This is a genomic window from Mesorhizobium sp. B2-9-1 (assembly GCF_006439455.1).
In the GTDB taxonomy this organism is placed as follows: Bacteria; Pseudomonadota; Alphaproteobacteria; order Rhizobiales; family Rhizobiaceae; genus Mesorhizobium.
On record NZ_VFTP01000001.1, the window covers coordinates 414,016 to 438,488 of the forward strand.

Consider the following 24,473-nt stretch of genomic DNA (forward strand, 5'->3'; position numbering starts at 1 on the left):
ATGGCAGCTTCCTGCGCTCCGCCCCGGTTCTCGGAATCCGCCATTTTCGACTCGGCCTGACCTGAATCCAGGACATTGCTGTGGTTAACGCATCCTTGGCGCGCGACCGAATTTTATCTGCATTTCGGCACCGAAGCTTAATCGCTGTCCTGTATCGTTTTTCCTGAAGAACGACCCGGCAAATCGGGCGATGGGGCAGGGGCATGCGTCAGAGACTTCCCAGGGCAGCGGCGGCATTGGCGGCCGTCTTGATGATTACCGGCTGCACGACGAACAACAATGTCGACACGACCAAGACCACGGCGATCCAGCCGGTGGCCAAGGACGTCAGCGCCAACGACCTCGTTGAAGGCAAGGCGCAGTTCCGCGAGGCGAATTTCGGCCTTGCCGAACAGCATTTCCGCAAAGCGGTCGAGCTCAAGTCCGACAATGCCGAGGCCTGGATGGGGCTTGCCGCATCCTATGACGAGCTTGGCCGCTTCGACTTCGCCGATCGCGCCTATATGCAGCTGTTGAAGGTCGCCGGGCGCAAGCCGCAGATCGTCAACAATATGGGTTATTCGCAGCTTCTGCGCGGCAACAAGAAAAAAGCGCGCGCGCTGCTGCTCGAGGCCAAGGCCGGCATGGCCGACCAGACGGTGGTCAATGCCAATCTGGCGCTGCTCGACAAGGGCTGATCCTGCTCCCGGTTCGCGTATTCCGTGTGCCGTCATGGGATTTCGCCTCACATGTCGACGCTTTGTAAACCCTGTGTCGAGGTAGCGTTGGGTGTCCGCCGAAAACGGTTTGCGCCAGCCGTCGCCAGCCTACATTGAGGAGCGACGGGCACCCGCTAGAGGCAGTTCTTCACCGATGTTGGATTTCAGTTCGCTCCTGCTCGCGGCGGCGCTGTCGGGCACATGCCTCAGCATCACCATGTTTGCGATCTGGCTCGCGACACCGAGGGCGCGCTTCGTGCTCACGGTCGCCTGCGGCATCCTCGTGCTCGTCGCCCATGTCGTCGCGTTCTGGCGCTATAGCAAGGATGCCGATCCCTGGCTGTGCCAGGTCGTGCTCGCGCTGCTGACCCTGGGTTTCCTGGTCCTCTGCCTGTCGGCGATGCAGTATCTCGGCTTTCGCGACTACCGCCGCGCCATCGTGCCGACGCTGGCCGCGATGGCTGCCTGCGCGATCGTCACCTTTCTCGGTTTCGACGGCATCGGCTTCCAGATCACCTATGCGGCCGTGACGGCGTTGCTCGCGGCGATCGGGGCGATGTTCTGGATGAAGGGGGATCACGACCGCCGGATATTGTTCATCGTTTCGTTCCTCAGCGGCGCCTGCGGCTTGTCCTTCGCGCTGTGCGGCCTGGCGTTGCTGACGCAAGAGCAATGGGTTCTCGGCGCCGCGCCCGACAATTGGGCGGAGCGATTGAACTCCGTCGTCGCGGTCGCTTGCATGACCGGCCTCGGCGCGCTGACGCTTTCACTGCACCATCTGCAGGCGCAGATCGAGCTCAAGGCCGAAACCATGACCGATCCGCTGACCGGCCTGATGAACCGCAGGGCGCTCACCGAGCTTTACGGCGAGCGCAGCTTCGGTCCGTTCATGGCGATCGCCATGTTCGATCTCGACCATTTCAAGATGACCAACGACGTCTTCGGTCATCCCGTCGGCGACCAGGTGCTTTGCCGCTTCGCGGCGGTGATCAGGAAATACGGCAGGACAGGGATCGACGCGTTCCGGCTGGGCGGCGAGGAATTCGCGCTCGTCATGTCGCGCGTGACACCGGAAAAGGCGCATGACATTGCAAGCCGGATCGGCGTCGCTTTCGGCACCGAGGTCGTCGCGACCCATCGCGGGCCGCTGCGCAGCAGCGTCAGCGGCGGCATGGGATTCGGCTCGATCGCGGGCCATCCACTCCATGAGGTGCTGGCGCAGGCCGACGCCGCGCTTTATGCGGCCAAGCGTGCCGGGCGCAACCGTGTCGTCGTTCAGGACAGAGCGGGCCAGCCCGATGCCGGGCCGGCCCTGAAGACTGCCTGAGCAGAGAGCAATTCCAGGAAAAGTGTGAACGGTTTTCCGTCTGGAATTGCGTTGAAACAAAGAGATAGAGCGGTTTGCCGTTTCCGTGCAACGGTGAACCGCTCTAGCGGTTACTCGGCGGCGCCGAGATATTCCGACAGCGGCGGGCAGGAGCAGACCAGGTTGCGGTCGCCTGCGACGTTGTCGATGCGCGAGACCGGCGGCCAGTATTTCGCCGCCAGATCGGCGTCGCCCGCCGGATAGGCCGCCTCCAGCCGCGAATAGGGATGCTTCCACTCGCCGGCAAGCGCTTCCGCCGCGGTATGCGGGGCGTTGACCAGCGGGTTGTCGTTGGACGGCCACTCGCCCTTCGCCACTTTCGCCGCCTCGGCGGCGATGGCGATCATCGCCTCGCAAAACCGGTCGAGCTCACGCTTGGGCTCGGACTCGGTCGGCTCGACCATCAGCGTGCCGGCAACCGGGAACGACATGGTCGGCGCATGGAAGCCGTAGTCGATCAGGCGCTTGGCGATGTCGTCGACGCTGATGCCGGCATTCTCCTTGAGCACGCGTGTGTCGAGGATGCATTCATGGGCGATGCGGTCGCTTCTGCCTTTGTAGAGCAGCGGGTAGTGCGGCGCGAGCCGCGTCGCCACATAGTTGGCCGAGACGATCGCCGTCTCCGTCGCCTGTTTTAGGCCGGTGCCGCCCATCATGCGGATATACATCCAGGTGATCGGCAGGATCGAAGCGCTGCCGAAGGGCGCCGCCGCCACGGCATGCGCCGAGCCTTCGGTGACATGGCCCGGCAAATAGGGTTTCAGATGCGCCCTGACGCCGATCGGACCGACGCCCGGGCCGCCGCCGCCATGCGGGATGCAGAAGGTCTTGTGCAGGTTCATGTGGCAGACGTCGGCGCCGATGTCGCCGGGACGGGCGAGGCCGACCAGGGCGTTGAGGTTGGCGCCGTCGAAATAGACCTGGCCGCCATGCTCGTGGATCAGCGCACACAGATGACGCGCGCCTTCCTCGTAGACGCCATGCGTCGAAGGATAGGTGAACATCAGCGCTGCAAGGTTCTTGGAATGCTCGTTGGCCTTGGCGCGCAGATCGTCCATGTCGATATTGCCGTCATCCAGGCAACGCACGACGACGACGCTCATGCCGGCCATCGCGGCGCTCGCCGGATTGGTGCCATGCGCGGAAGAGGGGATCAGGCAGATCGTGCGGTGGCCTTCGCCGCGCGCGCGGTGATAGGCGCGGATGGCGAGCAGGCCGGCATATTCGCCTTGGCTGCCGGCATTGGGCTGCAGGCTGACGGCGTCGAAGCCGGTGATTTCCGACAGCCATGCCTCCAGGTCGGCGGCCATCTTGCGATAGCCCGCCGAATGGCCGGCCGGCGCGAAGGGGTGCAGATTGGCGACGCTCGGCCAGCTCACCGGCATCATCTCGGCGGCGGCGTTGAGCTTCATGGTGCAGGAGCCGAGCGGGATCATGGTGCGGTCGAGCGCCAGGTCCTTGTCGGCCAGCCTGCGCAGGAAGCGCATCATCTCGGTTTCGGAATGATTGTCGTGGAAGACCGGCTGGGTGAGGAATTCCTTGCCGCGCGGCTTGCCCGGCATGGAGCTGCCTCCAGCCGCGCCGGGCTTGGCGCCAAACAGGGCCGCGATCGCCTCGAGATCGGCTTCCGTGGAGGTCTCGTCGAAGGCGATGCTGACATGGTCGGCATCGATGACGCGCAACAGCCGGCCGGTCTTCTCGGCGGCTTGCGCGATCGAAGCGGCCTTGCCCTTCACCTCGGCCGTGACCGTATCGAAGCGCCTCGCGCCGAGCACCGAAACGCCGGTTGCCTCAAGGCCCGAGGCGAGGCGGCCGGCCAACGCGTGGATCTGCCCGGCAATCGCCTGCAGGCCGGCGGGGCCGTGCCAGATCGCATAGGCCGTCGCCATATTGGCCAGCAGCGCCTGCGCGGTGCAGATGTTGGAGGTGGCCTTGTCGCGGCGGATATGCTGCTCGCGCGTCTGCAGCGCCAACCTGTAGCCCGGGCGGCCCTTGGTATCGGTCGACTGGCCGACAAGGCGGCCGGGCATCAGGCGGGTCAGCTTGTCGGAGACGGCGCAATAGGCGGCATGCGGGCCGCCGAAGCCCATCGGCACGCCGAAGCGCTGCATCGGACCGACGGCGATGTCGGCGCCGAGCTTCGCCGGCGCATCCGTCAGCGTCAGCGCCAGCGGATCGGCGATGAAGACGACCAGCGCGCCGGCGGCGCGGGCCTTCTCGATCGCCGCCTTGTGGTCGCCATAGACGCCGAGCGTGTCCGGCCAGGAGACGAGCAGTGCGGCGGTGTTGTCGTCGATCGTCTCGCCGTCGACCTCGATGTCGAGCGGCTCGGCGCGGGTGCGCACGACGTCCAGCGTCTGCGGATGCGCCGTGCCGGCAAGCGCCACTTTGGTGCGCTTGTCGCGGTGGTGGCGCAGCGCAATGCCGACGGCTTCGGCAACGGCGGTGGCTTCATCGAGCAGCGAGGCCGACGCCACCGGCAGGCCGGTGAGCTCGGCGACCAGGGTCTGGAAGTTGAACAGCATCTCCAGCCGGCCCTGGCTGATCTCGGCCTGGTATGGGGTGTAGGCCGTGTACCAGGCCGGGTTCTCGAACAGGTTGCGCTGGATGACCGGCGGCACGAAGACGCCGTGATAGCCGGCGCCGATGAAGCTCTTCAGCACCGTGTTCTTCGCCATGATCGCCGACAATTCGGCCAGCGCTTCGGCTTCGCTCGCCGGAGCGGGCAGGTTGAGCGGCAGGTCGAGGCGGATCGATCTCGGCACGGCTTGGCTGATCAACGTCTCGACGGATGGAACGCCGATGACGGCGAGCATTGCCCTGACGTCGTTGACGCCTGGGCCAATATGGCGGGCCGAGAAGGGAATAGGTGCTGCGGTCATTTCCAGGATCCTGATATCAGCCGATATGGGCTTTGTAGGCGGCTTCATCCATGAGGCTGTCGAGCTGGCTTTCGTTGGCCAGCTTCATCTTCCAGAGCCAGCCGTCGCCGGTCGCGGCCGAATTGACCAGCGAGGGGTCGGACGACAGGGAGGCGTTGGCTTCGGTGATCTCGCCGTCGACCGGCGCGTAGACGTCCGAGGCCGCCTTGACGGATTCGACCACGACGGCGGTGTCGCCCTTGGCGAGCTTGCGGCCGATTTCCGGCAGCTCGACGAAAACGAGATCGCCGAGCTGTTCCTGCGCATAGTCGGTGATGCCGACCGTGGCGACGCCGCCGTCGACGCGCAGCCACTCATGGTCTTCCGTGAAATAGGTCTTTGCCATCTGGAAATCATCCTTTGCGGTAGCGGTGTGGGGTGAAGGGCAGGGGCGTGACGTCCACCGGAATTTTCGTTCCGCGGACATCGGCGAAGAGTTTCGTGCCGGCCTTGGCAAGCGCGGTGTTGACATAGCCCATAGCGACCGGGTGGCCCGCCGAGGGGCCGAAGCCGCCCGAAGCGACATGACCGGCCGGATGGCCGCCGGCATCGATCAACGCGGCGCCCGCGCGCACCGGCTGGCGTCCGTCGGGCTTCAGGCCGACGCGCTTCTGCGACGGCCCGCGCTCGATGATCGAGCGCAGCGCGTCGGCGCCGATGAAATGGCCGGAAGCGCGAACTTCCTTGGGAATTGCCCACATCAATCCCGCGCTTGCCGGGTCTATCTCGGGCGTCAGGTCCTGGCCGTGCAGGCAAAGCCCGGCCTCGAGCCGCAGGCTGTCGCGGGCGGCAAGCCCGATCCATTGCACGCGCTCGTCTCCCAGCAGCTTGGCGACCAGATCCCGCGCGTCCTTCTCCGGCAGGCCGATCTCGAATCCGTCCTCCCCGGTGTAGCCGGAGCGGCTCATGAACCAGTTTTGCCGGGGCTCGACCCCATGCATGAAGAGCAGCGAGCCGGTCTCGATGCCGGCCCGCGCCAAAGCCGCCCAGGCGTCCGGTCCCTGGATCGCCAGGAAGACGCGGTCGAGCGGATCGACCCTGGCATCGAAACCGGCGGCAAGCGCGCGCAGATGCTTCTCGTCCTCCGCCGCGTTGCCGGCGTTGGCCACCACCATGAACCGGTCATCGCCCAGGCGCGTCACGATGAGGTCGTCGATGATGCCGGCAGCCTCGTTGAGGAAGAAGGCGTATTTGGACTGCGAGATTTCCAGCGCGTCGGCATCGAGCGGGCAGGCGCGGTTCAGCAATGCGGCGCTGCCCGGACCGGCGACCTCGAACAGCTTCATATGCGAGATGTCGAACAGGCCGGCATGCTCGCGTGTGTGAAGATGCTCCTTCATCACGCCCGGCGAGTAGGTGAGCGGCATCGACCAGCCGGCGAAAGCGCCGAAACGCGCGCCCGCGGCCTGGTGCAAATCTTCAAGGGGGAGATGTCTGGTGTCGTCGCCTGTCATGTCTTCTCCAGAGTCGCACGCAATCGACCGCCGTTCGCGGTCCAGTCCGTGCCCCTCTGTCTGAAGCCTGAGAGACTCGCGCCCCGTAACTCTGTCGGCAGCGCTTACACCTTCGGCGCGGGACGAATCCCGACTTTCCAGAGTTGTCTTTCCCGTCCACGGTTCTTTTGCCTGAGAGATTTCGGGCGATTTCCCCTTCGGCGACAGCTTGCGCTGCTCTCTCCCGCAAACAGGTAGGACTCAGTCGCCTGAGTCCTCGACATGTCATCCATAGCCCGTCGGCGACACCTTGTCACCTCCCAGCGACATTTTAAGCGCGCCCTGCTTTTCAGCGACATGAATTGGCCGACAAGGCTTCGCTAACCACGCCGTTTGCCGGTTTCTCAAGACAATGCTGATAAAGCTCGGCGGGGTAGTGCACGCAGCTCGCCGGCAACGTGGCGACGGACAGGGACGGCAATGGGCGAATTGATCATGAGCGCTCCGGTCGCGGGGCTGACCTCGAAGAACAAGATCACGGCCGAGGACGTGACGATGCTGCGGCGCGAGGTCTTCGCCGACGGCCTGGTAAGTCGCGGCGAGGCGGAGGCGCTGTTCGCGCTCGACCAGACGGCGCGCGACAAGTGCGGCGAATGGGCGCCGTTCTTCGTCGAGGCGGTGACCGACTACATCGTCCACCAGGAAAAGCCGGAAGGCTATATCTCCGAGCAGAATGCCGACTGGCTCGTCCGCACCGTCTCGCGCGACGGCATAGTCGACGGCCGCACCGAGCTTGAATTGCTGGTGCATGTGCTGGAGGAAGCGAAGTCCTCGCCCAGCGAGCTCTCGGCCTATGCGCTGGAACAGGTCGCGCATGCGGTAATCGACGGCAAGGGTCCGCTGATGCATGGCGGCAGCCTGGTTCCCGGCCATATCGCGAAGGCTGAGGTCGATCTGCTGCGGCGCATCCTCTATGCCTATGGCGGCGACGGCAACATCGCCATCAGCAAGGCCGAGGCGGAGGTCCTGTTCAGGATCAACGACCGGACCGCGGCAGCCGACAACGATCCGTCCTGGAGCGACCTCTTCGTCAAGGCGATCGCCAACTACGTCATGTGCTCGACCGGCTACGAGCCGCCGACGCGGGAAGTGGCGCTGCGCCACGAGAACCTCCTCGACGAGGCGGCGCCGACGCTTGGCGGCTTCTTCAGCCGGATGGTCTCGGGTGGTTTCGCGGCGATCCTCGAAGCGTATCATTCGCCCGGCGATATCGAGGCCGAATGGGAAGCCAGGAACCGGGCCGCCGAAGCGCTTGCCCGCCGCGCCGAGACGATCGACGCCGGCGAGGCCGAATGGCTTGCCGAGCGTGTCGGCGGCGGCCAGCGGCCGCTGCGCGACAATGAGCGCGCGCTGCTGACGCTGATCAAGCACGCGGCGCCGGAAATCCATCCGGCGCTGAAACCGCTGCTCGAGAAAGTGGCTTAGGCGTTTCCTGCAATCGTCTTGCAAAGAATGATGTTGGAATGGCCTTCGGGCCACCCGGCGAATTCGGCCATGCGCTCGAAACCGGCTTTTTCATATAAGCCCGGCGCCTGGAAGTCATGGGTCGAAACCCATATCCGCAGCGAGCCGCGCGCGGCAGCTTCCGCGACGAAGGCATCGAGTAGCTTCCTGCCGTGGCCAAGGCCTCGATAGGCTTCGTCGACCCACATCAGCGTGAGCTCGGCAATGCCGGCCCAGGAATAGCCGGCGGCCGCCCCGACGGCGCGGCCTTGCTCATCCCGCAGCGCAAAGACGATGGCGCGGTCGTCGCCACGACCGGTCAGCCGCCGGTTGTCGTTGTCGAGACGCTCCTCGATGGCACCAAGCTCGGCGGCCGCTAGACCATGCTCGGCCTGCAGGCGAAGGACCGTCAAATCCCGCCATACCAGTCGTAGCCATTGTCCTCCCAGTAGCCGCCGCGGCCGCCGCCGACATTGGCAAAACTGTCGACCAGCTCGATCTTGTGAATGTATTTCGGCATCTTGTAGCCGAGCTGGCGCTCGACCCGCACGCGCAACGGCGCGCCGTTCTCGACCGGCAGGGGATTGCCGTTCAGGCCGTAGGCCAGAATCGTCTGCGGGTGGCGGGCGTCGATCAGGTCGATGGTGCCGTAATATTTGATGTCGCCGGACAGGCTTTGCTCGATCGTGTCGAGGCAGTGGAACATGACATAGCGGGCCTGCGGCTTGACCACTGCCTGGTTGAGCACCAGCGACAGCGGCGTGCCGGTCCATTTGGCGATGCAGCTCCAGCCTTCGACGCAGTCATGACGGGTGATCTGCGTGCGGCTCGGCATGTTCTGAAGCTGCTCGCGGCTCAACGACAGCGGCTTCTCCACGAGGCCGGTAACTTCCAGCCGCCAGTCCGCGAAATTGTTGGCGAGCAGACCCTTGTAGGTGTCGTCATCGGGCGCCGTGACGCCGTTCGGCCGCTGCGGCTGGCGGATGTCGGCCTCGGTGAATTCCGGCGCCAGCGCGTCCCGGCCGGCAAGCAGGCGCTGCGCGCGCCAGGTCAGGCCATTGGCGTTTTCGAGGAAGCTGCGCAGTCCGCCGCCGATGCCGAGGCCGCTGTCGAACACATCGCAGCCGGACAGCGCGATGCCGGACAGGCCGAGGCTGGCGGAGGTGAGCAATTTGCGGCGGCTGATCTCAAATTTTGCCATGTCAGGCGCTCCTCTCGGTCGGCTGGTCGTGCTTCGCAGGCGGGTCGGTGCGATACCAGCCGGTGATGATCGAGCGCAGCTCGTTGATCGGGCCGGCGGCGAGGATCATCAGGATGTGGACGATGAAGAATAGCACGAGCAGCACCATGACTGTGAAGTGGATGGTGCGCGCCGTCTGCCTGCCGCCGAGGATTTCGTTGAGCCAGGGCAGCACCGAATTCATGCTCGGCGACATTGCGAGGCCTGTGACGATCATCAGCGGCAAAAGCACGAAGAGCACGCCGCCATAGGCCATTTTCTGCAGCGTGTTGTATTCGCGCGCGTGGTGGAATTTCAGCTTCGCATGATCGACAATATCGCGCGGCAGCTTGCGCAGGTCCGACACGCGAGGGGCAAGATCGCGATGGATATGGCCGTTGACCAGGCTGGCGATCAGCCAGATGAGCAGGGTCGTGGTCAGGATCCAGGCAAAGAAGAAATGCACGACGCGGGCGGTGCCGAGGTCGTAATAGGACGGGATCGTCGCCCAGGAAGGGAAGGCGCGAGGCGTCTCTTGTCCCGGGGGACCCGACCAGCCGAGCACGCCGGTGGTGTCGAAGCGATGGCCGAAGATTTCAGTGAAGCCGCGCGGTCCGTTGGCGGTGTTTTCGGCGCCGATCTGGAGGATCGTGTTGTTGAACTCGAAGCCGGACTGCTTGCCGACATAGAGCTGCGGCCGCGCGTTGAAGATCTGCAGGCCGGAAAGCAGCATGAAGAAGAGCGAGAAAGCCCAGATCCAGTGGGTCAACCGCGTCCAGCGCGACTGCCGATAGATGAGGGTCGTGTCCTTGCCGTCCGCCTCGGCGGCGGAATGATTATTGGCAACAGTGTCCATCTTGCCTCCGGCCGCCTCAAGCAAGCGGCTTCTCAGGTCATTGTCTCCCCCTCAATACGTCGCCGCACAAGGCAATGTTTCATGCGATCACGGATTTATTACGGAGAGCCGAGGCTGACCGCGAGATTGACTGCCGCCGCGACGATCACCGTGTTGAAGAAAAAGGTCAGGATCGAATGAACAAGCACGACCAGCCGCATTTGCGAGGTGGTGACGGCCGTGTCCGCCGTCTGCGCCGTCATGCCAATGACCGTCGCGAAATAGAGGAAATCCCAGCCTTCCGGCCTTTTGCCGCCCGGAAAATCGAGGCCGCCGACCGGCATCTTCTTGTGGGTTTTCTCGTCGATCCCGTCGCCATCCTTCCAATAGACGTGCGCGTAGTGCAGCGACGCCATGGCGTGGATTGTGAACCAGCCGAGCGGGATCGACAGCATGGCGAAGGCGAGCTGCAGGGGATGCGCGGCATCCTTGCGGTTGATCAGCAGGAACAGCGAGACGATGGCCGCGCCGACGACAAAGAGCGTGATGGCAAAGATCAGCAGCACGGGCAGGTCGGTCGCGCGCGCATTCTTGCTGAGATAGCGGCCGGTAAGGCCCGGCATCAGGGTCAGCACAAGGGCGATATAGCTTGCAAAGAACACATTGGCGCCGATCGAGTAGGGGAGCGGCCAGCGCAGCAACAAGGCAAGCAGCAGGGCCACGATGCCGATGGCCGCGGCGAGGGCGAACTGCATGTGCCGATGCATCGGCGTCTTGAGATCGTCACCCATGGCCCGAGGCCCTTGAAGAACTTGGATCAGTCCGGTGTGACGGATTTGAGCGCGCGCCGCAAGATGCGGTCGAGCTCGCCGAGAAACTGCGACCGGTCCTTCGGTGTGAAGGAGGCATTGAAGCCCCGGCTCTCGCCGGTCTCGCGCAGATGCTGCTTGAGATCGCGCATCGCCACCGCCATGCCGATGGTTTCCGGGGTGAAGGGGCGGCCGGTGGGGCCGAGCACATGCGCGCCTAGCGCCACCGTGCGCGCGGCAAGCGGAATGTCGGCCGTGATCACGACATCGTTGGCCCTCGCGTTCTCGGCGATCCAGTCGTCGGCCGCATCCGCGCCCTTGGAGACGACGACGTTGCGGATCATCGGATCGCGCGACGGCCGCAGGCCGCCATTGGAGACATAGGTGACGACGACGCCATGACGCTCCGCGACCTTCTCGACCTCGGCCTTGACCGGACAGGCATCCGCGTCGACGTAAATGATGGGGGCAGGCAACCTTATCTCCAAATGTACGAAAGGGCCGACACAGGCCGGCCCCTTCGCATGAAATTTCGCAATTGTCAGGCCGCCAAGGCTCCGGACTTCTTGGCGGTCCAGGTGGCCATATAGTCCATCAGGCCGGGATTGAGGCAGTCATAGGGCTCAAGCCCAATCGACTTCAGCTGGCCTCGGATGCCGGCCATGCGGCTCGGGTCGACGCCGGATTCGATGATCGAGGAGACGAACGCGGCGAATCCCGGCGGCGACCAGCCATCCTCCTCGAAGCGCTCGGGATGGATGAAGGACAGGCCCTTGAAGGGATGGTCGCGCTCGACCGGGCCGTGCATGTGGACGCCGCAGCCGGTGCAGGCATGGCGCTGGATCAGCGCCGCGGGGTCGACCACCTTCAGCTTGTCACCGTTCTCGGTGACGGTGACATCGCCGGTGCCGGCAACGGCCACGACCGAGAAGATAGCGCCGTCCGGCTTCCAGCATTTGGTGCAGCCGCAGGCATGGTTGTGGGCGATCTGGCCCTTGACCTTCACCTTCACCGGATTGCTGGTGCAGGCGCATACCAGCGTCCCGCCAGCAAAGCTCGCGCTCTCCCTCGGCAAGCCGTTGTCGATCTTCGGATGCAGTTTTTCAGGCATTGAGTTCCTCCCTTGTTGAACCTGTGCAACTTCAGTCACCGGCCATAGGTCGGCGACTTGTTTTTCCTCAGTAAACCACGACGCTGCGGATCGACTTGCCCTCATGCATGAGGTCGAAGCCCTTGTTGATGTCCTCGAGCTTCAACGTATGCGTGATCATCGGGTCGATCTGGATCTTTTTCTCCATGTACCAATCCACGATCCTCGGCACATCGGTGCGGCCGCGCGCGCCGCCGAAGGCGGTGCCCATCCAGGTGCGGCCGGTGACCAGCTGGAAGGGCCTCGTCGCAATCTCCTGGCCGGCGCCGGCGACGCCGATGATGACCGACTTGCCCCAGCCGCGATGCGAGGCCTCCAGCGCCTGGCGCATCACCTTGGTGTTGCCGGTGCAGTCGAAAGTGTAGTCGGCGCCGCCGATCTGGTCGGCGCCGCGCTTGGTCAGGTTGACGAGGTAAGGCACGATATCGCCGTCGATCTCCTTCGGATTGACGAAATGCGTCATGCCGAACTTCTCGCCCCAGGCCTTCTTGTCGTTGTTGACATCGACGCCGATGATCATGTCGGCGCCGGCCAGGCGAAGGCCCTGGATGACATTCAAGCCAATGCCGCCGAGGCCGAAGACCACGGCGGTTGCGCCTTGCTCGACCTTGGCGGTGTTGATGACCGCGCCGATGCCGGTGGTGACCCCGCAGCCGATGTAGCAGATCTTGTCGAAGGGGGCGTCGGGATTGACCTTGGCCACCGCGATCTCGGGCAGCACGGTGAAGTTGGAGAAGGTCGAGCAGCCCATGTAATGAAACAGCTTGTCCTTGCCCATCGAGAAGCGCGAGGTGCCGTCGGGCATCAGGCCCTGTCCCTGCGTGGCGCGGATGGCGGTGCACAGGTTTGTCTTCCGCGACAGACACGACGGGCACTGCCGGCATTCGGGCGTGTAGAGCGGGATGACATGGTCGCCCTTCTTGACCGAGGTCACGCCCTTGCCGACATCGACGACCACGCCGGCGCCCTCATGGCCGAGGATGGCCGGAAACAGCCCTTCCGGATCGGCGCCCGACAGGGTGAACTCGTCGGTATGGCAGATGCCGGTCGCCTTGACCTCGACCAGCACTTCGCCTTCGCGCGGCCCCTCGAGGTCGACCTCCATGATCTCCAACGGCTTTCCGGCGGCGACGGCGACTGCGGCACGCGTTTTCATCAGGCGTTTCCTCCCAAGGCAATCAGTAAGTTTCAGGTTACGGCAGGCCGCCGTTCCCGCCTGGCGGGACGAAATCTCTGCCCGCCGTTTGTTTCTCCGAGCCCATCGACCACCTTATCGCTTTCCTTGGTGGCGGCCAACTTCCCTTGCGACGTTTTTCGGCGCGGCAGTCGCAATTCGAGCAAGTCGGATGCGCACCGGCCGGCCACTTGAGACATGGCGGGATTGTCCATAGAACTGGACCGCTTCGCCGGAGGACGACATCCGAATGTTCAAGAAAATCCTGATCGCCAATCGCGGCGAGATCGCCTGCCGCGTGATCAAGACCGCGCGCAAGATGGGGATTGCCACCGTCGCGGTCTATTCGGATGCCGATCGCGATGCCGTGCATGTCGAGATGGCCGACGAAGCGGTGCACATCGGACCTTCGCCGGCGGCACAGAGCTATCTGCTGCCTGAGAAGATCATCGCCGCCAGCAAGCAAACCGGCGCGGAAGCCGTGCATCCGGGCTATGGCTTCCTGTCGGAGCGCGCCTCTTTCTGCGAGGCGCTGGAGAAGGAAGGCATCGTCTTCATCGGGCCGAAGCCCAAGGCTATCAAGGCCATGGGCGACAAGATCGAATCGAAGAAGTTCGCCAACGAGGCCAAGGTCTCGACCGTGCCTGGATGGCTGGGCGTCATCGAAGACGCCGACCATGCCGAAAGGATCGCCGGCGAGATCGGCTATCCGGTCATGATCAAGGCCTCGGCCGGCGGCGGCGGCAAGGGCATGCGCATCGCCTGGAGCAAAGCGGAGGTGCGCGACGGTTTCGAGCGGGCGCGTTCGGAAGCGAAAAGCTCCTTCGGCGACGACCGCGTCTTCATCGAAAAGTTCGTCGTCGATCCCCGCCATATCGAAATCCAGGTGCTGGCCGACGCGCATGGCACGGCAGTCTATCTCGGCGAGCGCGAATGCTCGATCCAGCGCCGCAACCAGAAAGTGGTGGAAGAAGCGCCGTCGCCGTTCCTCGATGCCAAGACCAGAAAGGCGATGGGCGAGCAGGCGGTGGCGCTGGCGAAGGCCGTCGACTACCAGAGCGCCGGCACCGTCGAGTTCATCGTCGACAAGGACAAGAATTTCTATTTCCTTGAAATGAATACGCGATTGCAGGTCGAGCACCCGGTGACCGAGCTGGTCACCGGCATCGACCTGGTCGAACAGATGATCCGCGTCGCCGCCGGCGAGAAGCTCGGCATCAAGCAGAGCGACGTGAAGCTCAACGGCTGGGCGGTAGAGAGCCGCCTTTACGCGGAGGATCCCTTCCGCAACTTCCTGCCTTCGATCGGCCGGCTGACGCGATACCGGCCGCCGGAAGAAGGCAGGTTCGGCGATGTCGTGGTCCGCAACGATACCGGCGTCGCCGAAGGGTCGGAAATCTCGATGTTCTACGATCCCATGGTGGCCAAGCTCTGCACCTGGGCGCCGACAAGGCTCGAGGCTATCGACGCCATGTCGGAGGCGCTGGACAGCTTCGTCGTCGACGGCATCGAGCACAACATACCGTTCCTTTCAGCGCTGATGCAGCACCCGCGCTGGCGCGAGGGCCGGCTGTCGACCGGTTTTATCGCCGAGGAATATCCTGACGGTTTTGCGCCGGTCGGGCCGGATGGCGACGAGAGGGCGGTGTTCGCCGCCGTCGCAACGGCGATCGAGCTGCTGCGCCGCGACCGGCTCGACCGCCTCAGCGGCAGGCTGGCGCCGCATTCCGGCCATCTCAAGCGCGACTGGGTTGTAAAGATCGGCGCGGACTATCTTCCGGTCGAGATCGTCGACGGCATGATTTCCATCCCGATGGAGGTCGATTTGTCGATCGATGGCGGCAAGCCGCTGACCGTCGCTTCGGACTGGCGGCCGGGCGACGCGATCTGGCAGGGCACGGCCGGCGCCGACAAGGTCGCGGCGCAGATCCGTCCGACGCTGAATGGCTTGCGCATCGCCTGGAAAGGCATGTCGGTGACAGCGCGCGCCATGCTGCCGCGCATCGCGGAGCTCGAAAGGCTGATGCCGGAGAAGCTGCCGCCCGACACCTCGAAGATGCTGCTTTGCCCGATGCCTGGTCTCGTCGTCTCGATCGCCGTGGCGGAGGGGCAGGAGGTCAAGGCCGGCGAGACGCTGGCCGTGGTCGAGGCGATGAAGATGGAAAACGTGCTGCGCGCCGAACGCGACCTCACGATAGCAAAACTCAACGCGAAGCCCGGCGACAGCCTGGCGGTCGATGCGGTGATCATGCAGTTTGCCTGAGAAAGGGCGTTGCGGGACGCAAAGCCTCTGGTCGCGGTCGATTGTGCTGGACTGGCATGGCCCCGTCCGGGACAATACATCTGCACCGATGAGTCTTGGCACAGCGTGAAAAAAATGGCGGATGAACGACTTCCACGCGATCCTTTGCAGCGCGAAGCCGCAGTGAAGGCCAGCCGGCCCGAAACGCCGGCGCGTAGGTTCATTCATTTGCGCGTGCATTCGGCCTATTCGCTGCTCGAGGGCGCCTTGCAGCTTGGCGCGATCGTCGGCCATGCCGTCAAGGACGAGGCGCCGGCGATCGCCGTCACCGACACCAACAATCTGTTCGGCGCGCTGGAATTCGCCCAGAAGGCGGTCAAGGACGGCATCCAGCCGATCATCGGCTGCCAGATCGATCTGGCCTTTTCCGGGGAAGCGAGCGACGGCCAGCGCGATCGCCGCCGCCACGGGCCGGAGATGTCGCCGGTCGTGCTGATCGCCGCCAGCGAGGACGGCTACAGCAATCTCGTGCGGCTGATCAGCAAGGTCTATCTGGAGACGCCGCCAGGCGAGCCGGTGCATTTGACCAGCGCTATGCTGGAAGATCGGTGCGGCGGGCTGATCTGTCTGACCGGTGGGCCGCGCGGTCCGATCGGCAGTGCGCTCAAAGCGGACCGGCGCGATCTCGCCGAACAGCGGTTGCTGTTCCTCAGGGGCCTGTTCGGCGACAGGCTTTATGTCGAGCTGGAGCGGGTCGCCGGCTATGACCGCATGGTCGAGAAATCGACCGTCGACCTTGCCTATACGCATGACCTGCCGCTGGTCGCCACCAACGAGGCCTTCTTCTCCAAACGCGAGGATTACGAGGCGCATGACGCGCTGATTGCGATTGCCGAAGGCTCGGTGGTCGCCGCCGACAACCGCCGGCGGCTTTCGCCTGACAATTTCCTGCGCGGCCAGGCCGAGATGGCGCGGCTCTTTTCCGACTTGCCCGAAGCGATCGACAACACGGTCGAAATCGCGATGCGCTGCTCCTACTATCCGAAGACCCGCAGCCCGATCCTGCCGCGCTTCACCGGCGCCGACGCCGCCGACAAGGACGCAGCCGAGAAGGCGGAGGCGGCCGAGCTTGCCCGCCAGGCGCGCGAAGGCCTGGAGGCGCGGCTGGCCGCGCACGGGCCGACGCCGGGCTACACGGTCGAGCAATATCGCGAGCGGCTCGAATTCGAGCTCGGCATCATCGAGAAGATGAAGTTCCCGGGCTACTTCCTGATCGTTGCCGACTTCATCAAATGGGCGAAGGCGCAAGGCATTCCCGTCGGGCCGGGGCGCGGTTCGGGCGCCGGCTCTCTGGTCGCCTATTCGACCACCATCACCGACATCGACCCGCTGCGTTTCTCGCTGCTGTTCGAGCGCTTCCTCAATCCGGACCGGGTGTCGATGCCGGACTTCGACATCGACTTCTGCCAGGACCGGCGCGAAGAAGTCATCCGCTACGTCCAGCAGAAATACGGGCGCGACCAGGTCGGGCAGATTATCACCTTCGGAACGCTGCAGGCGCGCGCGGTGCTGCGCGACGTCGGCCGCGTGCTGCAGATGCCTTACGGCCAGGTCGACAAGCTCTCCAAGATGGTGCCGCAGAACCCGGCCAACCCGGTCAAGCTGGCGGATGCCATCGCCAACGAGCCGCGTTTCGCCGAGGAGGCGGAGAAGGAGCCGATCGTGCAGACGCTGCTCGACACGGCGCAGAAGCTCGAAGGCCTCTACCGCCATGCCTCGACGCACGCCGCGGGCATCGTCATCGGCGACCGTCCGCTGTCCGAGCTGGTGCCGATGTACCGCGATCCGCGCTCGGACATGCCGGTCACCCAGTTCAACATGAAATATGTCGAGCAGGCGGGGCTGGTGAAGTTCGACTTCCTCGGCCTGAAGACGCTGACCGTGCTGGAAACGGCGGTGAAGCTGATCCGCCGGCGCGGCGTCGACATCGATCTCGCGACGATCCCGCTCGACGATCCCGACACCTACGCGATGCTGTCGCGCGGCGAGGTGGTCGGCGTGTTCCAGGTTGAAAGTGCCGGCATGCGCAAGGCGCTGATCGGCATGCGGCCGGACTGCATCGAGGACATCATCGCGCTGGTGGCGCTCTATCGCCCCGGCCCGATGGAGAACATCCCGACCTACAACGCCAGAAAGCATGGCGAGGAGGAGATGGCCTCGATCCATCCCAAGATCGACCATCTGGTGAAGGAAACCCAGGGCGTCATCGTCTACCAGGAACAGGTGATGCAGATCGCGCAGGAGCTTTCCGGCTATTCGCTCGGCGAAGCCGACCTCCTGCGGCGCGCCATGGGCAAGAAGATCCGCGCCGAGATGGACAAGCAGCGAGAGCGCTTCGTCACCGGCGCGGTCGAGCGCGGCGTCAGCAAGCCGCAGGCGGATTTCATCTTCGACCTCCTGGCCAAGTTCGCCGATTACGGCTTCAACAAGTCGCACGCCGCGGCCTACGCGGTCGTTTCCTACCAGACCGCCTATCTCAAGGCGCATTACCCGGTCGAGTTCCTTGCGGCGTCGATGACGCTCGACATGAGCAATACCGACAAGCTGGCCGATTTCCGCCAGGACGCCATGCGCCTCGGCATCGAGGTGGTGGCGCCGTCAGTGATGTCGAGCTTCCGTCCATTCGAGGTCGGCGGGAACAAGATCTTCTATTCGCTGGCGGCGCTGAAAGGCGTCGGCGACGCGGCGGTCGAGCACATCGTCGAGAAACGCGGCGAGAAGCCTTTCAAGAACCTTGCCGATTTCTGCGAGCGGGTCGATCCGAAGATCGTCGGCAAGCGCGTCTTCGAAAGCCTGATCATGGCGGGCGCGCTCGATTGCTTCGGCCACGACCGCGCGCAGATGATGGCCGGCGTCGAGCGGATGATGGGCCTTGCCTCGCTGGCGCAGCAAAACGCCATCTCCGGCCAGGCCGACATTTTCGGCGCTTCGCTTGGGAGCCAGTCGCAGGCGCTCAACCTGCCGGCGACCGATCCGTGGCTTGCCGCCGACAAACTGCACCGTGAATTCCAGATCGTCGGCTTCTATCTTTCGGCGCATCCGCTCGACGAGTACAAGGCTGCGCTGCAAAAAATGCGGGTGCAGAACTGGGCGGAATTCTCGGCTGCGGTCAAACGCGGCGCCGCCGCCGGGCGCCTCGCCGGCACAGTTACCTCCAAGCAGGAGCGCAAGACCCGTACCGGCAACAAGATGGGCGTCGTGCAGTTTTCCGACACGACGGGACAGTATGAGGCCGTACTGTTTTCCGAAGGCCTGGCGCAGTATCGCGACATGCTGGAGCCCGGCAGTTCGGTGGTGATCATGGTTGCGGCCGAAGACAGGCCTGAGGGCGTAAACCTGCGCATCAACTCGGTGCAATCACTGGATGATGAAGCCAGCCGAATCCAGAAAGCGCTGCGCATCTTCGTCAGGGACGATGCACCATCGTCGATCATTCAATCGCAGCTCAGACAGCGTGGCGACAGTCAAGTCAGCATCATCGTTCTCAAGGGAGAGGCGCAGGGCGAGATTGAGATCGGCCTGGGTAATTATCGCGTCTCGCCGCAGATCGCCTCCGCCATGCGCGCGGTGCAGGGCGTGGTGGACGTGGAGTTGGTCTAGTTGTGTGTTGATATTCAGGTGATGCCAGCCTGCAAATGATGGCTTTCTGCGCTTCCGGTGCTCACGAACCCCAATGTCCGCTCCGCTCCGGCCTACGCCGGCCGAAGCCCTCATAAGTGTCTCCGCTCTATGAAGGCTACGGCCGGCGTAGGCCGGTTCTCGAAAGCCAGCATTTTCGGCTTGGCCTGACCTGAGTGTCAACACACCCGAGCTCAAGGCGTTGCCGCCTCCGCCTCTGCCACCCGCGGCGTCTTCTTCTGCAGGTTGAGCAAATTGCCGGCGAGAATCAGAGCCGCGCCGCCGGCGGTGAAGACGTCGATCTGCTCATGATATAGCAGCCAGCCGACCAGCGCCGTCAGCGGCACGCGCAGGAAGTCCATCGGCGAGATGATCGTGGCATCGGCATGGACCAGCGCGCGGGCCAGGCAGAAATGCGACGACATGCCGGTGAAGGCGATGACGAAGATCCACGGCCAGAGCCCTGGCGAAGGGTTGTGCCAGCTATAGAGAGCCGGGATCAGGCCAACCGCCGACTGGATGATCAGCATCCAGAAGATGATGCGCACCACGCTTTCGGTTTTGGTCATCGACTTGACCAGCACCATCGAGATGCCGAAGCAGACCGCGGCGCCCAGGACGACGAGGTGGCCCGGATCCATCGAGCCGGCGCTGGGACGCACGATGACGACCACGCCGATCAGGCCAAGCACGATCGCCGTGAGCTTCGACCGGGACAGTCTTTCCCCCAGAAAGCTGACCGCCAGGATCGCCGTCCAGATCGGCGTGGTGAACTCGATCGAGATCAGCACGGCGAGCGGAATGAGCGTCAGCGCGTAGAGCCAGGCGGCCTGGCCGGTATAGTGGATCATGTTGCGGGCGATATGGGCGAGGGGGCGCTCACTGCGCATCGCGGCAAAACCGCCGCTCATCATCACCAGCGGCAAAAGGATGAAGAAACCGATCACCGAGCGCAGCTCCAGCACCTGGAAGACGTTGAGCTCGGCCGTCGTCTCGCGGCCGGCAACCGACATCGCCAGCATCGAGGCGATTGACAGAGCCATCCAGAACGCGGCTTTTGGGATCGAGGGAGCGGGCGCCATTGGGGCCCTATGTCGCAAGCCCGGACCCGGGTCGCAACCGTTAGCGGCATCATTCCACTGGGCCAGCGGAGCGGGCGTCAAAAAACCGTCATCGCGGCGGCGGAACCTGGCGCCTGGGCATCCGTTAAGTCCACGCCTTCCGTCGGAAGGCGCATGATCGCGAGAGGGAAACGTCTTGATGAAATTGACCGCCGCTGTGCTGGCCGCCGCCTGTCTTTTCTGCGCGACGGCCGCGCATGCCGACGAGGCGGCTTTCCTGCGATCGCTGCAGGGGAAGTTCGCCGGTAAGGGGACGGTCAGGATCAGAACGAACACGCCGGTGATGAACATCAACTGCAACTTCACTTCGGACGCGACGGCGGACTCGCTCTCGCTTGACGGCACCTGTCGTGCGTTGTTGATCATGTCGCGGGAAATCCGCGCCGACCTGAAGGTCGACGGGGCGAGCTACACTGGCACTTACATAGGTTCGCGCAGCGGACCTGCCGGGCTCAGCGGAAGCCGCAAGGGCGATGCAATCAACCTCGACATCCACTGGGCGAAAGTCGTCAATGGCGACCGCAATGCGGAGCTGACCGTAGAAAAGATCGGGCCGGACAATATGCGCATGACGGTGACCGACATGGATCCGGCAACCGGCAAGATGGTGGTGACGAGCCGGATCGACCTCAAGCGCACCTGACGCTTCAATCTTCCAGCGGCTCGGGCGGATTGGCGGCGCGGCCCTTGCCGAATGTATAGCCGGTCTCGACGGCTTTCCTGCCGAACTTGTCGCGCAGCGTGTCCATCGCGCCTTCGGCAAGCGCGCGCTTGCGCGACTGCACGTCGACCAGATCCGGCGGATCGGCCTTTTCGTCGTCGGAGAGGTCGCTGACGCCGATGCCGAGCAGGCGGAATTTTGTGCCGTCGGCCTCGCGGCGCAACAGGTCGAGCCCGGTCTGGAAAATGCGGTCGGCCAGGCGCGTCGGATCGCCGAGCTGGCGGTTACGGGTGCGGGTCTTGAAGTCCTGCGTCTTCAGCTTCAGCACCACGGTGCGGCCGGCGATGCCGGATTTCTTCAGCCGCGCCGAGACCTTTTCCGACAGCCCGCGCAGCACCGGCACCAGCTCCGCCAAGGCGGCGATGTCGTTGTCGAAGGTGGTTTCGGCCGAGACGCTCTTGGCATCGCCGTCCGGATCGACCGGGCGGTCGTCCTCGCCGCGCGACAGGCGGTAGAGCCGGTCGCCCATCACGCCATAGCGGCGCATCAGGTCGCCGCGTTCCATGCGCTGCAGCTGCCCGATCATGCGGATGCCGTCGCGCTCCAGTGTCGCGGCCAGCGCCTTGCCGACGCCCCAGATCATCGTCACCGGCTGCGCGGCGAGGAAGCTTGGCGCCTCGGCTTCGCCGATCACGGAAAAGCCGCGCGGCTTGCGAAAGTCCGAGGCAATTTTCGCCAGGAACTTGCAGTAGGAGAGGCCGGCCGAAACGGTGATGCCGAGCTCCTTTTCCACCGTCTGCGCGAAGCGCCCCAGCACCAGCGCCGGCGGCATGCCGTGCAGCCGCTCGGTACCGGCGAGGTCGAGAAAGGCCTCGTCGATCGACAGCGGCTCGACCTGCGGCGTCAACGCCTGCATCAACGCCCGCACCTGGCGGCCGACGCCGACATATTTTTCCATGTTGGGCGGGATCACCACCGCTTCGGGGCACAGTTCGAGCGCCTTGAACATCGGCATGGCCGAGCGGACGCCATGGATGCGGGCGATATAGCAGGCGGTGGAAACGACGCCGCGCCGGCCGCCGCCGATGATGACCGGCCTGTCCTTCAGCGCCGGGTTGTCACGCTTTTCGACCGCCGCGTAGAAGGCGTCGCAATCGATGTGGGCGATCCGCAGCCGGTAGAGCTCGGCGTGACGGACGAGGCGCGGGCTGCCGCAGCGATCGCAGCGACGCGTCTCGCCGCGCTGGAAAGCCAGGCAGTCACGGCAAAAACCGTGTTCGGGATTGTTGACAGGAGCCGCCATCGCTGCGAACATAAAGAGAACAAATGCAATGGTACGACAGCGCAAGGCTGGCAACAAGCTTGGCCTGGGGAGAACGCATGAGCACGACCATAGCACCGCTGACTCCTGAACGCTGGCCCGATTTCGAGGACCTGTTCGGCAAGCAGGGCGCCTGCTACGGCTGCTGGTGCACGCATTTCCGGTTGTCGCCGGCGGAGCGCCGCGCCAGCGACAAGGAGCGCAACAAGGATCTCATCAAGGCGCGAATCGAAACGGGCCCGCCGCCGGGGCTCTTGGCGCTCGATGACGGCAAGGCCGTCGGCTGGATGCAGATCGGCCCTCGCGCCGACGTGCCTGAGTGGAACAATCAGGGCAGGGGCTCGGCGCCGGTTGATCCTGCCGATGCCGGCGACCCGGCCGTCTGGGCGATCTCCTGCTTCTTCATCCGCGCCAGGGCAAGGGGCCGGGGCATCACGCATCGCCTTGTCGAGGGCGGCATCGCTTTCGCCCGCGAGAATAGAGCGAGGCTGCTGGAAGCCTGCCCGATCGACCTGTCGCGCGATTCGCGCTCGATCGGGCTTTTCGTCGGCTCGTCGCGGGTGTTCGAGAAGGCCGGTTTCGAGAGGCTGGTGGAGCGCAAGCCCGGCCGGCCGCTGATGCGCCTTGTGCTTTAGGCGGCTGATGCGTCTGGTGCTTTAGCCGGATGAGCTTTTGGCCTACAGTCGGCGTCTTGCGGCTGTTACGCTTCTTGCCTACCAGAAGCATGAATATTTCGTCTTCCGAAATCACGGAGAACTGACGTGAAGCGTATTTTGCCATTTGCCTTTGCCCTTGCGCTCAGCGCGCCGGCTTTTGCCCAGACCGTCGACAATCAAGGCGCCAAAGATCTGTCCGACAATCTGGCGCGCTATTTCGGCAAGCAGGCGTTCGACAAAGGCGTGCTCAAGGTTTCGGTCGAGGGCGACGCCTACAAGATCGCGCTTGACGTCAAGGCGCTCGTCAATGCGCTGCCGGAACAGAAGCTCCTGAAATTCGACATGGCGCCATACGCGCTGATGGTGAAGCCGCGCAGCGACGGGTCCTGGGACGTCTCGTCGAATTTCTCGCAAGGCGCATCCTTCGAGTTCGAAGGACCGGAAGGCCGTCAGAGCATGGAGTTCACGATCAAGGACGGCAAGCTGACCAGCGTCTACGATCCGGCCCTTGCCGCCTTCACCAGCGCGACCAGCTCATTGGCCGGAATGACCATGACGTCCCGGCAAGCCAAGCAGCAGGCAGATGTCTCGACCGGCGCCGGCACCGCCAACGTTACCGCGACCAAATCCGCCAATGGCGGCGTCGACTTCACGGCTACGCAGAAAGTCTCGGACTTCGTCGAGATGATCAAGGTGAACGACCCCGACAGCGGGATGAACTTTCCGCTCACCTTGAAGACGCCGGAACTTTCGGTGGACGCACACGGCAAAGGCGTGCGGACGAAGCCGCTGCTCGACCTGCTTGCCTTTGCCGTGGCCAATGAAGACGAAGCCAAGCTCAAGGCCAACCAGGCCGAGCTCAAATCGTTGATGCTGGCCGCGCTGCCCATCTGGGAAAGGGTCGACGGCAATTACGGCTTCAAGAATTTCGAGGTGGACAGCCCGGTCGGCAAGTTCGGCGCTACGCAATTCAGCACCGCATTCGGCATGGATGGCGTCTCCCAGAACGGCAAGGTCGATTACGCGATCAAGGCTGCCGGCCTGACGATCCCGCATCAGACCCTGCCGGAATGGACCACGCCATTGCTGCCCACCGACATCGACCTGAATTTCGGCGGCGCCAATATCGATCTCGATACGATGGCGAAAAAGGCGATCGAAGCCTTTGATCTCAATAAGAATCCGCCGCTGTCGGACGAATTCGGCAAAGCTTTGGTCGCCGATTTCAAGGCCAAAAATCCGAAGGTCGTGATCGGGCACAGCACGGTGAAGAACGGAAGTATCGAGGTTGCGCTGGAAGGCGAGATGACCTTTCCCGGCGAGAAACCCGATGCGACCGTGACCGTCGATGTCGCCGGCTATGACAAGATCATCGATGCCTTGAAGGAAGCCGCCAAAAGCGATGAGCAGATGGCGCAGGCCTTCCCATTTGCGTTGGCCGTCAAAGGTTTTGGCAAGACGCTGCCGGACGGCCGGCTGGAGTGGATGATCAACACCAAGGCCGATGGATCAGTCACGGTCAACGGCGCCATGCTGAAGGGACCGGACGCCGCCCAGGACGACAGCGCGGGCCAGGATGACAACTCAGGCGACGACGGCGCGGGCGGAACGGATGATTCCGCCGGCGGCGATGATTCGGACGGCGGCGACAATGGTGGGGCCGGAGCGAAGCTGAAGCCTTGAGTG

The 24,473-nt window shown here is 64.1% G+C and carries 20 protein-coding genes and 1 riboswitch; of the genes, 8 read left to right on the forward strand and 12 right to left on the reverse strand.

The genetic code is table 11. The annotated features are described in order from the left end of the window. Positions 1-203 precede the first annotated feature (203 nt). Both FJW05_RS02020 and FJW05_RS02025 read left to right on the forward strand, forming a co-directional pair. Entirely contained in the window at positions 204-677 is a 474-nt protein-coding gene (locus tag FJW05_RS02020; protein ID WP_140542191.1) for a hypothetical protein, read from the forward strand. A gap of 175 nt (positions 678-852) precedes the next feature. Next, positions 853-2,025, forward strand: coding sequence for a GGDEF domain-containing protein (locus FJW05_RS02025; protein ID WP_140627361.1), 1,173 nt, complete (start codon positions 853-855; stop codon positions 2,023-2,025). Between the two features lie 110 nt (positions 2,026-2,135). On the opposite strand, the gene gcvP is transcribed toward FJW05_RS02025, so the two are convergent. The 3 genes from gcvP to gcvT are packed head-to-tail and all read right to left on the reverse strand — an operon-like array spanning position 2,136 to position 6,439. Next, on the reverse strand, positions 2,136-4,946 hold the full coding sequence (gene gcvP, locus FJW05_RS02030; protein ID WP_140627363.1) for an aminomethyl-transferring glycine dehydrogenase: 2,811 nt from the start codon (positions 4,944-4,946) through the stop codon (positions 2,136-2,138). 16 nt (positions 4,947-4,962) lie between these two features. Then, complete coding sequence (gcvH, locus tag FJW05_RS02035) at positions 4,963-5,331, reverse strand: glycine cleavage system protein GcvH (protein WP_140627365.1); 369 nt, start codon at positions 5,329-5,331, stop codon at positions 4,963-4,965. Positions 5,332-5,338: 7 nt separating this feature from the next. Beyond that, entirely contained in the window at positions 5,339-6,439 is a 1,101-nt protein-coding gene (gene gcvT / locus FJW05_RS02040) for a glycine cleavage system aminomethyltransferase GcvT (protein WP_140627367.1), read from the reverse strand. A gap of 149 nt (positions 6,440-6,588) precedes the next feature. Beyond that, a riboswitch (glycine riboswitch) is annotated at positions 6,589-6,675 on the reverse strand. 223 nt (positions 6,676-6,898) lie between these two features. Between gcvT and FJW05_RS02045 the strand changes: the two genes are divergently transcribed. Next, the gene (locus tag FJW05_RS02045; protein ID WP_140627371.1) at positions 6,899-7,903 is read left to right on the forward strand and encodes a hypothetical protein; all 1,005 of its coding nucleotides are present in this window, start codon (positions 6,899-6,901) and stop codon (positions 7,901-7,903) included. Here the strand turns inward: FJW05_RS02045 and FJW05_RS02050 are convergent. The 7 genes from FJW05_RS02050 to FJW05_RS02080 form a co-directional block, all read right to left on the reverse strand. Beyond that, complete coding sequence (locus FJW05_RS02050; RefSeq protein WP_140627373.1) at positions 7,900-8,334, reverse strand: GNAT family N-acetyltransferase; 435 nt, start codon at positions 8,332-8,334, stop codon at positions 7,900-7,902. The genes FJW05_RS02045 and FJW05_RS02050 overlap by 4 nt on opposite strands. Next, positions 8,331-9,122 carry a molybdopterin-binding protein gene (locus tag FJW05_RS02055; RefSeq protein ID WP_140627375.1) on the reverse strand — a complete coding sequence of 264 codons (792 nt, stop codon included), beginning with the start codon at positions 9,120-9,122 and terminating at the stop codon, positions 8,331-8,333. Before FJW05_RS02055 ends, FJW05_RS02050 begins: the two co-directional genes overlap by 4 nt. Before the next feature lies 1 nt (position 9,123). Then, a complete protein-coding gene (locus tag FJW05_RS02060; RefSeq protein ID WP_140627377.1) occupies positions 9,124-9,996 on the reverse strand; it encodes a cytochrome b/b6 domain-containing protein in 873 nt (290 codons plus the stop codon). 98 nt (positions 9,997-10,094) lie between these two features. Further along, the gene (locus FJW05_RS02065; protein ID WP_140627379.1) at positions 10,095-10,766 is read right to left on the reverse strand and encodes a DUF1345 domain-containing protein; all 672 of its coding nucleotides are present in this window, start codon (positions 10,764-10,766) and stop codon (positions 10,095-10,097) included. Positions 10,767-10,792: 26 nt separating this feature from the next. Further along, positions 10,793-11,260: a YaiI/YqxD family protein gene (locus tag FJW05_RS02070; RefSeq protein ID WP_140627381.1), complete on the reverse strand. Its 468-nt coding sequence runs from the start codon at positions 11,258-11,260 to the stop codon at positions 10,793-10,795. Between the two features lie 65 nt (positions 11,261-11,325). Next, positions 11,326-11,895, reverse strand: a complete 570-nt coding sequence (gene gfa / locus FJW05_RS02075) for an S-(hydroxymethyl)glutathione synthase (protein ID WP_140627383.1) — start codon at positions 11,893-11,895, stop codon at positions 11,326-11,328. Positions 11,896-11,962: 67 nt separating this feature from the next. Next, complete coding sequence (locus tag FJW05_RS02080) at positions 11,963-13,090, reverse strand: S-(hydroxymethyl)glutathione dehydrogenase/class III alcohol dehydrogenase (RefSeq protein ID WP_140627385.1); 1,128 nt, start codon at positions 13,088-13,090, stop codon at positions 11,963-11,965. 268 nt (positions 13,091-13,358) lie between these two features. Here FJW05_RS02080 and FJW05_RS02085 point away from each other — a divergent pair, with 268 nt between their 5' ends. Beyond that, positions 13,359-15,371: an acetyl/propionyl/methylcrotonyl-CoA carboxylase subunit alpha gene (locus FJW05_RS02085; RefSeq protein WP_140627387.1), complete on the forward strand. Its 2,013-nt coding sequence runs from the start codon at positions 13,359-13,361 to the stop codon at positions 15,369-15,371. 114 nt (positions 15,372-15,485) lie between these two features. Further along, positions 15,486-19,010, forward strand: coding sequence for a DNA polymerase III subunit alpha (gene dnaE / locus FJW05_RS02090; RefSeq protein WP_140627389.1), 3,525 nt, complete (start codon positions 15,486-15,488; stop codon positions 19,008-19,010). 212 nt (positions 19,011-19,222) lie between these two features. On the opposite strand, the gene FJW05_RS02095 is transcribed toward dnaE, so the two are convergent. Beyond that, complete coding sequence (locus FJW05_RS02095) at positions 19,223-20,110, reverse strand: DMT family transporter (RefSeq protein WP_140627391.1); 888 nt, start codon at positions 20,108-20,110, stop codon at positions 19,223-19,225. A 178-nt stretch (positions 20,111-20,288) separates the two neighbouring features. Between FJW05_RS02095 and FJW05_RS02100 the strand changes: the two genes are divergently transcribed. Then, positions 20,289-20,792 (forward strand): hypothetical protein, encoded by a 504-nt coding sequence (locus FJW05_RS02100; protein WP_140627393.1) that lies wholly within the window; start codon positions 20,289-20,291, stop codon positions 20,790-20,792. A gap of 4 nt (positions 20,793-20,796) precedes the next feature. Here the strand turns inward: FJW05_RS02100 and FJW05_RS02105 are convergent, their stop codons facing one another. Then, a complete protein-coding gene (locus tag FJW05_RS02105) occupies positions 20,797-22,125 on the reverse strand; it encodes a DNA polymerase IV (protein ID WP_140627395.1) in 1,329 nt (442 codons plus the stop codon). A gap of 65 nt (positions 22,126-22,190) precedes the next feature. Here FJW05_RS02105 and FJW05_RS02110 point away from each other — a divergent pair, with 65 nt between their 5' ends. Both FJW05_RS02110 and FJW05_RS02115 read left to right on the forward strand, forming a co-directional pair. Further along, complete coding sequence (locus tag FJW05_RS02110) at positions 22,191-22,766, forward strand: GNAT family N-acetyltransferase (RefSeq protein ID WP_140627397.1); 576 nt, start codon at positions 22,191-22,193, stop codon at positions 22,764-22,766. 126 nt (positions 22,767-22,892) lie between these two features. Further along, a complete protein-coding gene (locus FJW05_RS02115) occupies positions 22,893-24,470 on the forward strand; it encodes a hypothetical protein (RefSeq protein ID WP_140627398.1) in 1,578 nt (525 codons plus the stop codon). Positions 24,471-24,473: the final 3 nt, after the last annotated feature.

Excerpts from the sequence above, each read along its gene's own strand:
- gcvT (WP_140627367.1), bottom strand. The coding sequence starts at position 6,439 with ATGACAGGCGACGACACCAGACATCTCCCCCTTGAAGATTTGCACCAG.
- FJW05_RS02055 (WP_140627375.1), bottom strand. The coding sequence starts at position 9,122 with ATGGCAAAATTTGAGATCAGCCGCCGCAAATTGCTCACCTCCGCCAGC.
- dnaE (WP_140627389.1), top strand. The coding sequence starts at position 15,486 with ATGGCGGATGAACGACTTCCACGCGATCCTTTGCAGCGCGAAGCCGCA.
- FJW05_RS02095 (WP_140627391.1), bottom strand. The coding sequence starts at position 20,110 with ATGGCGCCCGCTCCCTCGATCCCAAAAGCCGCGTTCTGGATGGCTCTG.
- FJW05_RS02025 (WP_140627361.1), top strand. The coding sequence starts at position 853 with ATGTTGGATTTCAGTTCGCTCCTGCTCGCGGCGGCGCTGTCGGGCACA.
- FJW05_RS02105 (WP_140627395.1), bottom strand. The coding sequence starts at position 22,125 with ATGTTCGCAGCGATGGCGGCTCCTGTCAACAATCCCGAACACGGTTTT.
- FJW05_RS02110 (WP_140627397.1), top strand. The coding sequence starts at position 22,191 with ATGAGCACGACCATAGCACCGCTGACTCCTGAACGCTGGCCCGATTTC.
- FJW05_RS02100 (WP_140627393.1), top strand. The coding sequence starts at position 20,289 with ATGAAATTGACCGCCGCTGTGCTGGCCGCCGCCTGTCTTTTCTGCGCG.
- FJW05_RS02065 (WP_140627379.1), bottom strand. The coding sequence starts at position 10,766 with ATGGGTGACGATCTCAAGACGCCGATGCATCGGCACATGCAGTTCGCC.
- FJW05_RS02080 (WP_140627385.1), bottom strand. The coding sequence starts at position 13,090 with ATGAAAACGCGTGCCGCAGTCGCCGTCGCCGCCGGAAAGCCGTTGGAG.
- gcvP (WP_140627363.1), bottom strand. The coding sequence starts at position 4,946 with ATGACCGCAGCACCTATTCCCTTCTCGGCCCGCCATATTGGCCCAGGC.
- FJW05_RS02020 (WP_140542191.1), top strand. The coding sequence starts at position 204 with ATGCGTCAGAGACTTCCCAGGGCAGCGGCGGCATTGGCGGCCGTCTTG.
- gcvH (WP_140627365.1), bottom strand. The coding sequence starts at position 5,331 with ATGGCAAAGACCTATTTCACGGAAGACCATGAGTGGCTGCGCGTCGAC.
- FJW05_RS02085 (WP_140627387.1), top strand. The coding sequence starts at position 13,359 with ATGTTCAAGAAAATCCTGATCGCCAATCGCGGCGAGATCGCCTGCCGC.
- FJW05_RS02045 (WP_140627371.1), top strand. The coding sequence starts at position 6,899 with ATGGGCGAATTGATCATGAGCGCTCCGGTCGCGGGGCTGACCTCGAAG.
- gfa (WP_140627383.1), bottom strand. The coding sequence starts at position 11,895 with ATGCCTGAAAAACTGCATCCGAAGATCGACAACGGCTTGCCGAGGGAG.
- FJW05_RS02060 (WP_140627377.1), bottom strand. The coding sequence starts at position 9,996 with ATGGACACTGTTGCCAATAATCATTCCGCCGCCGAGGCGGACGGCAAG.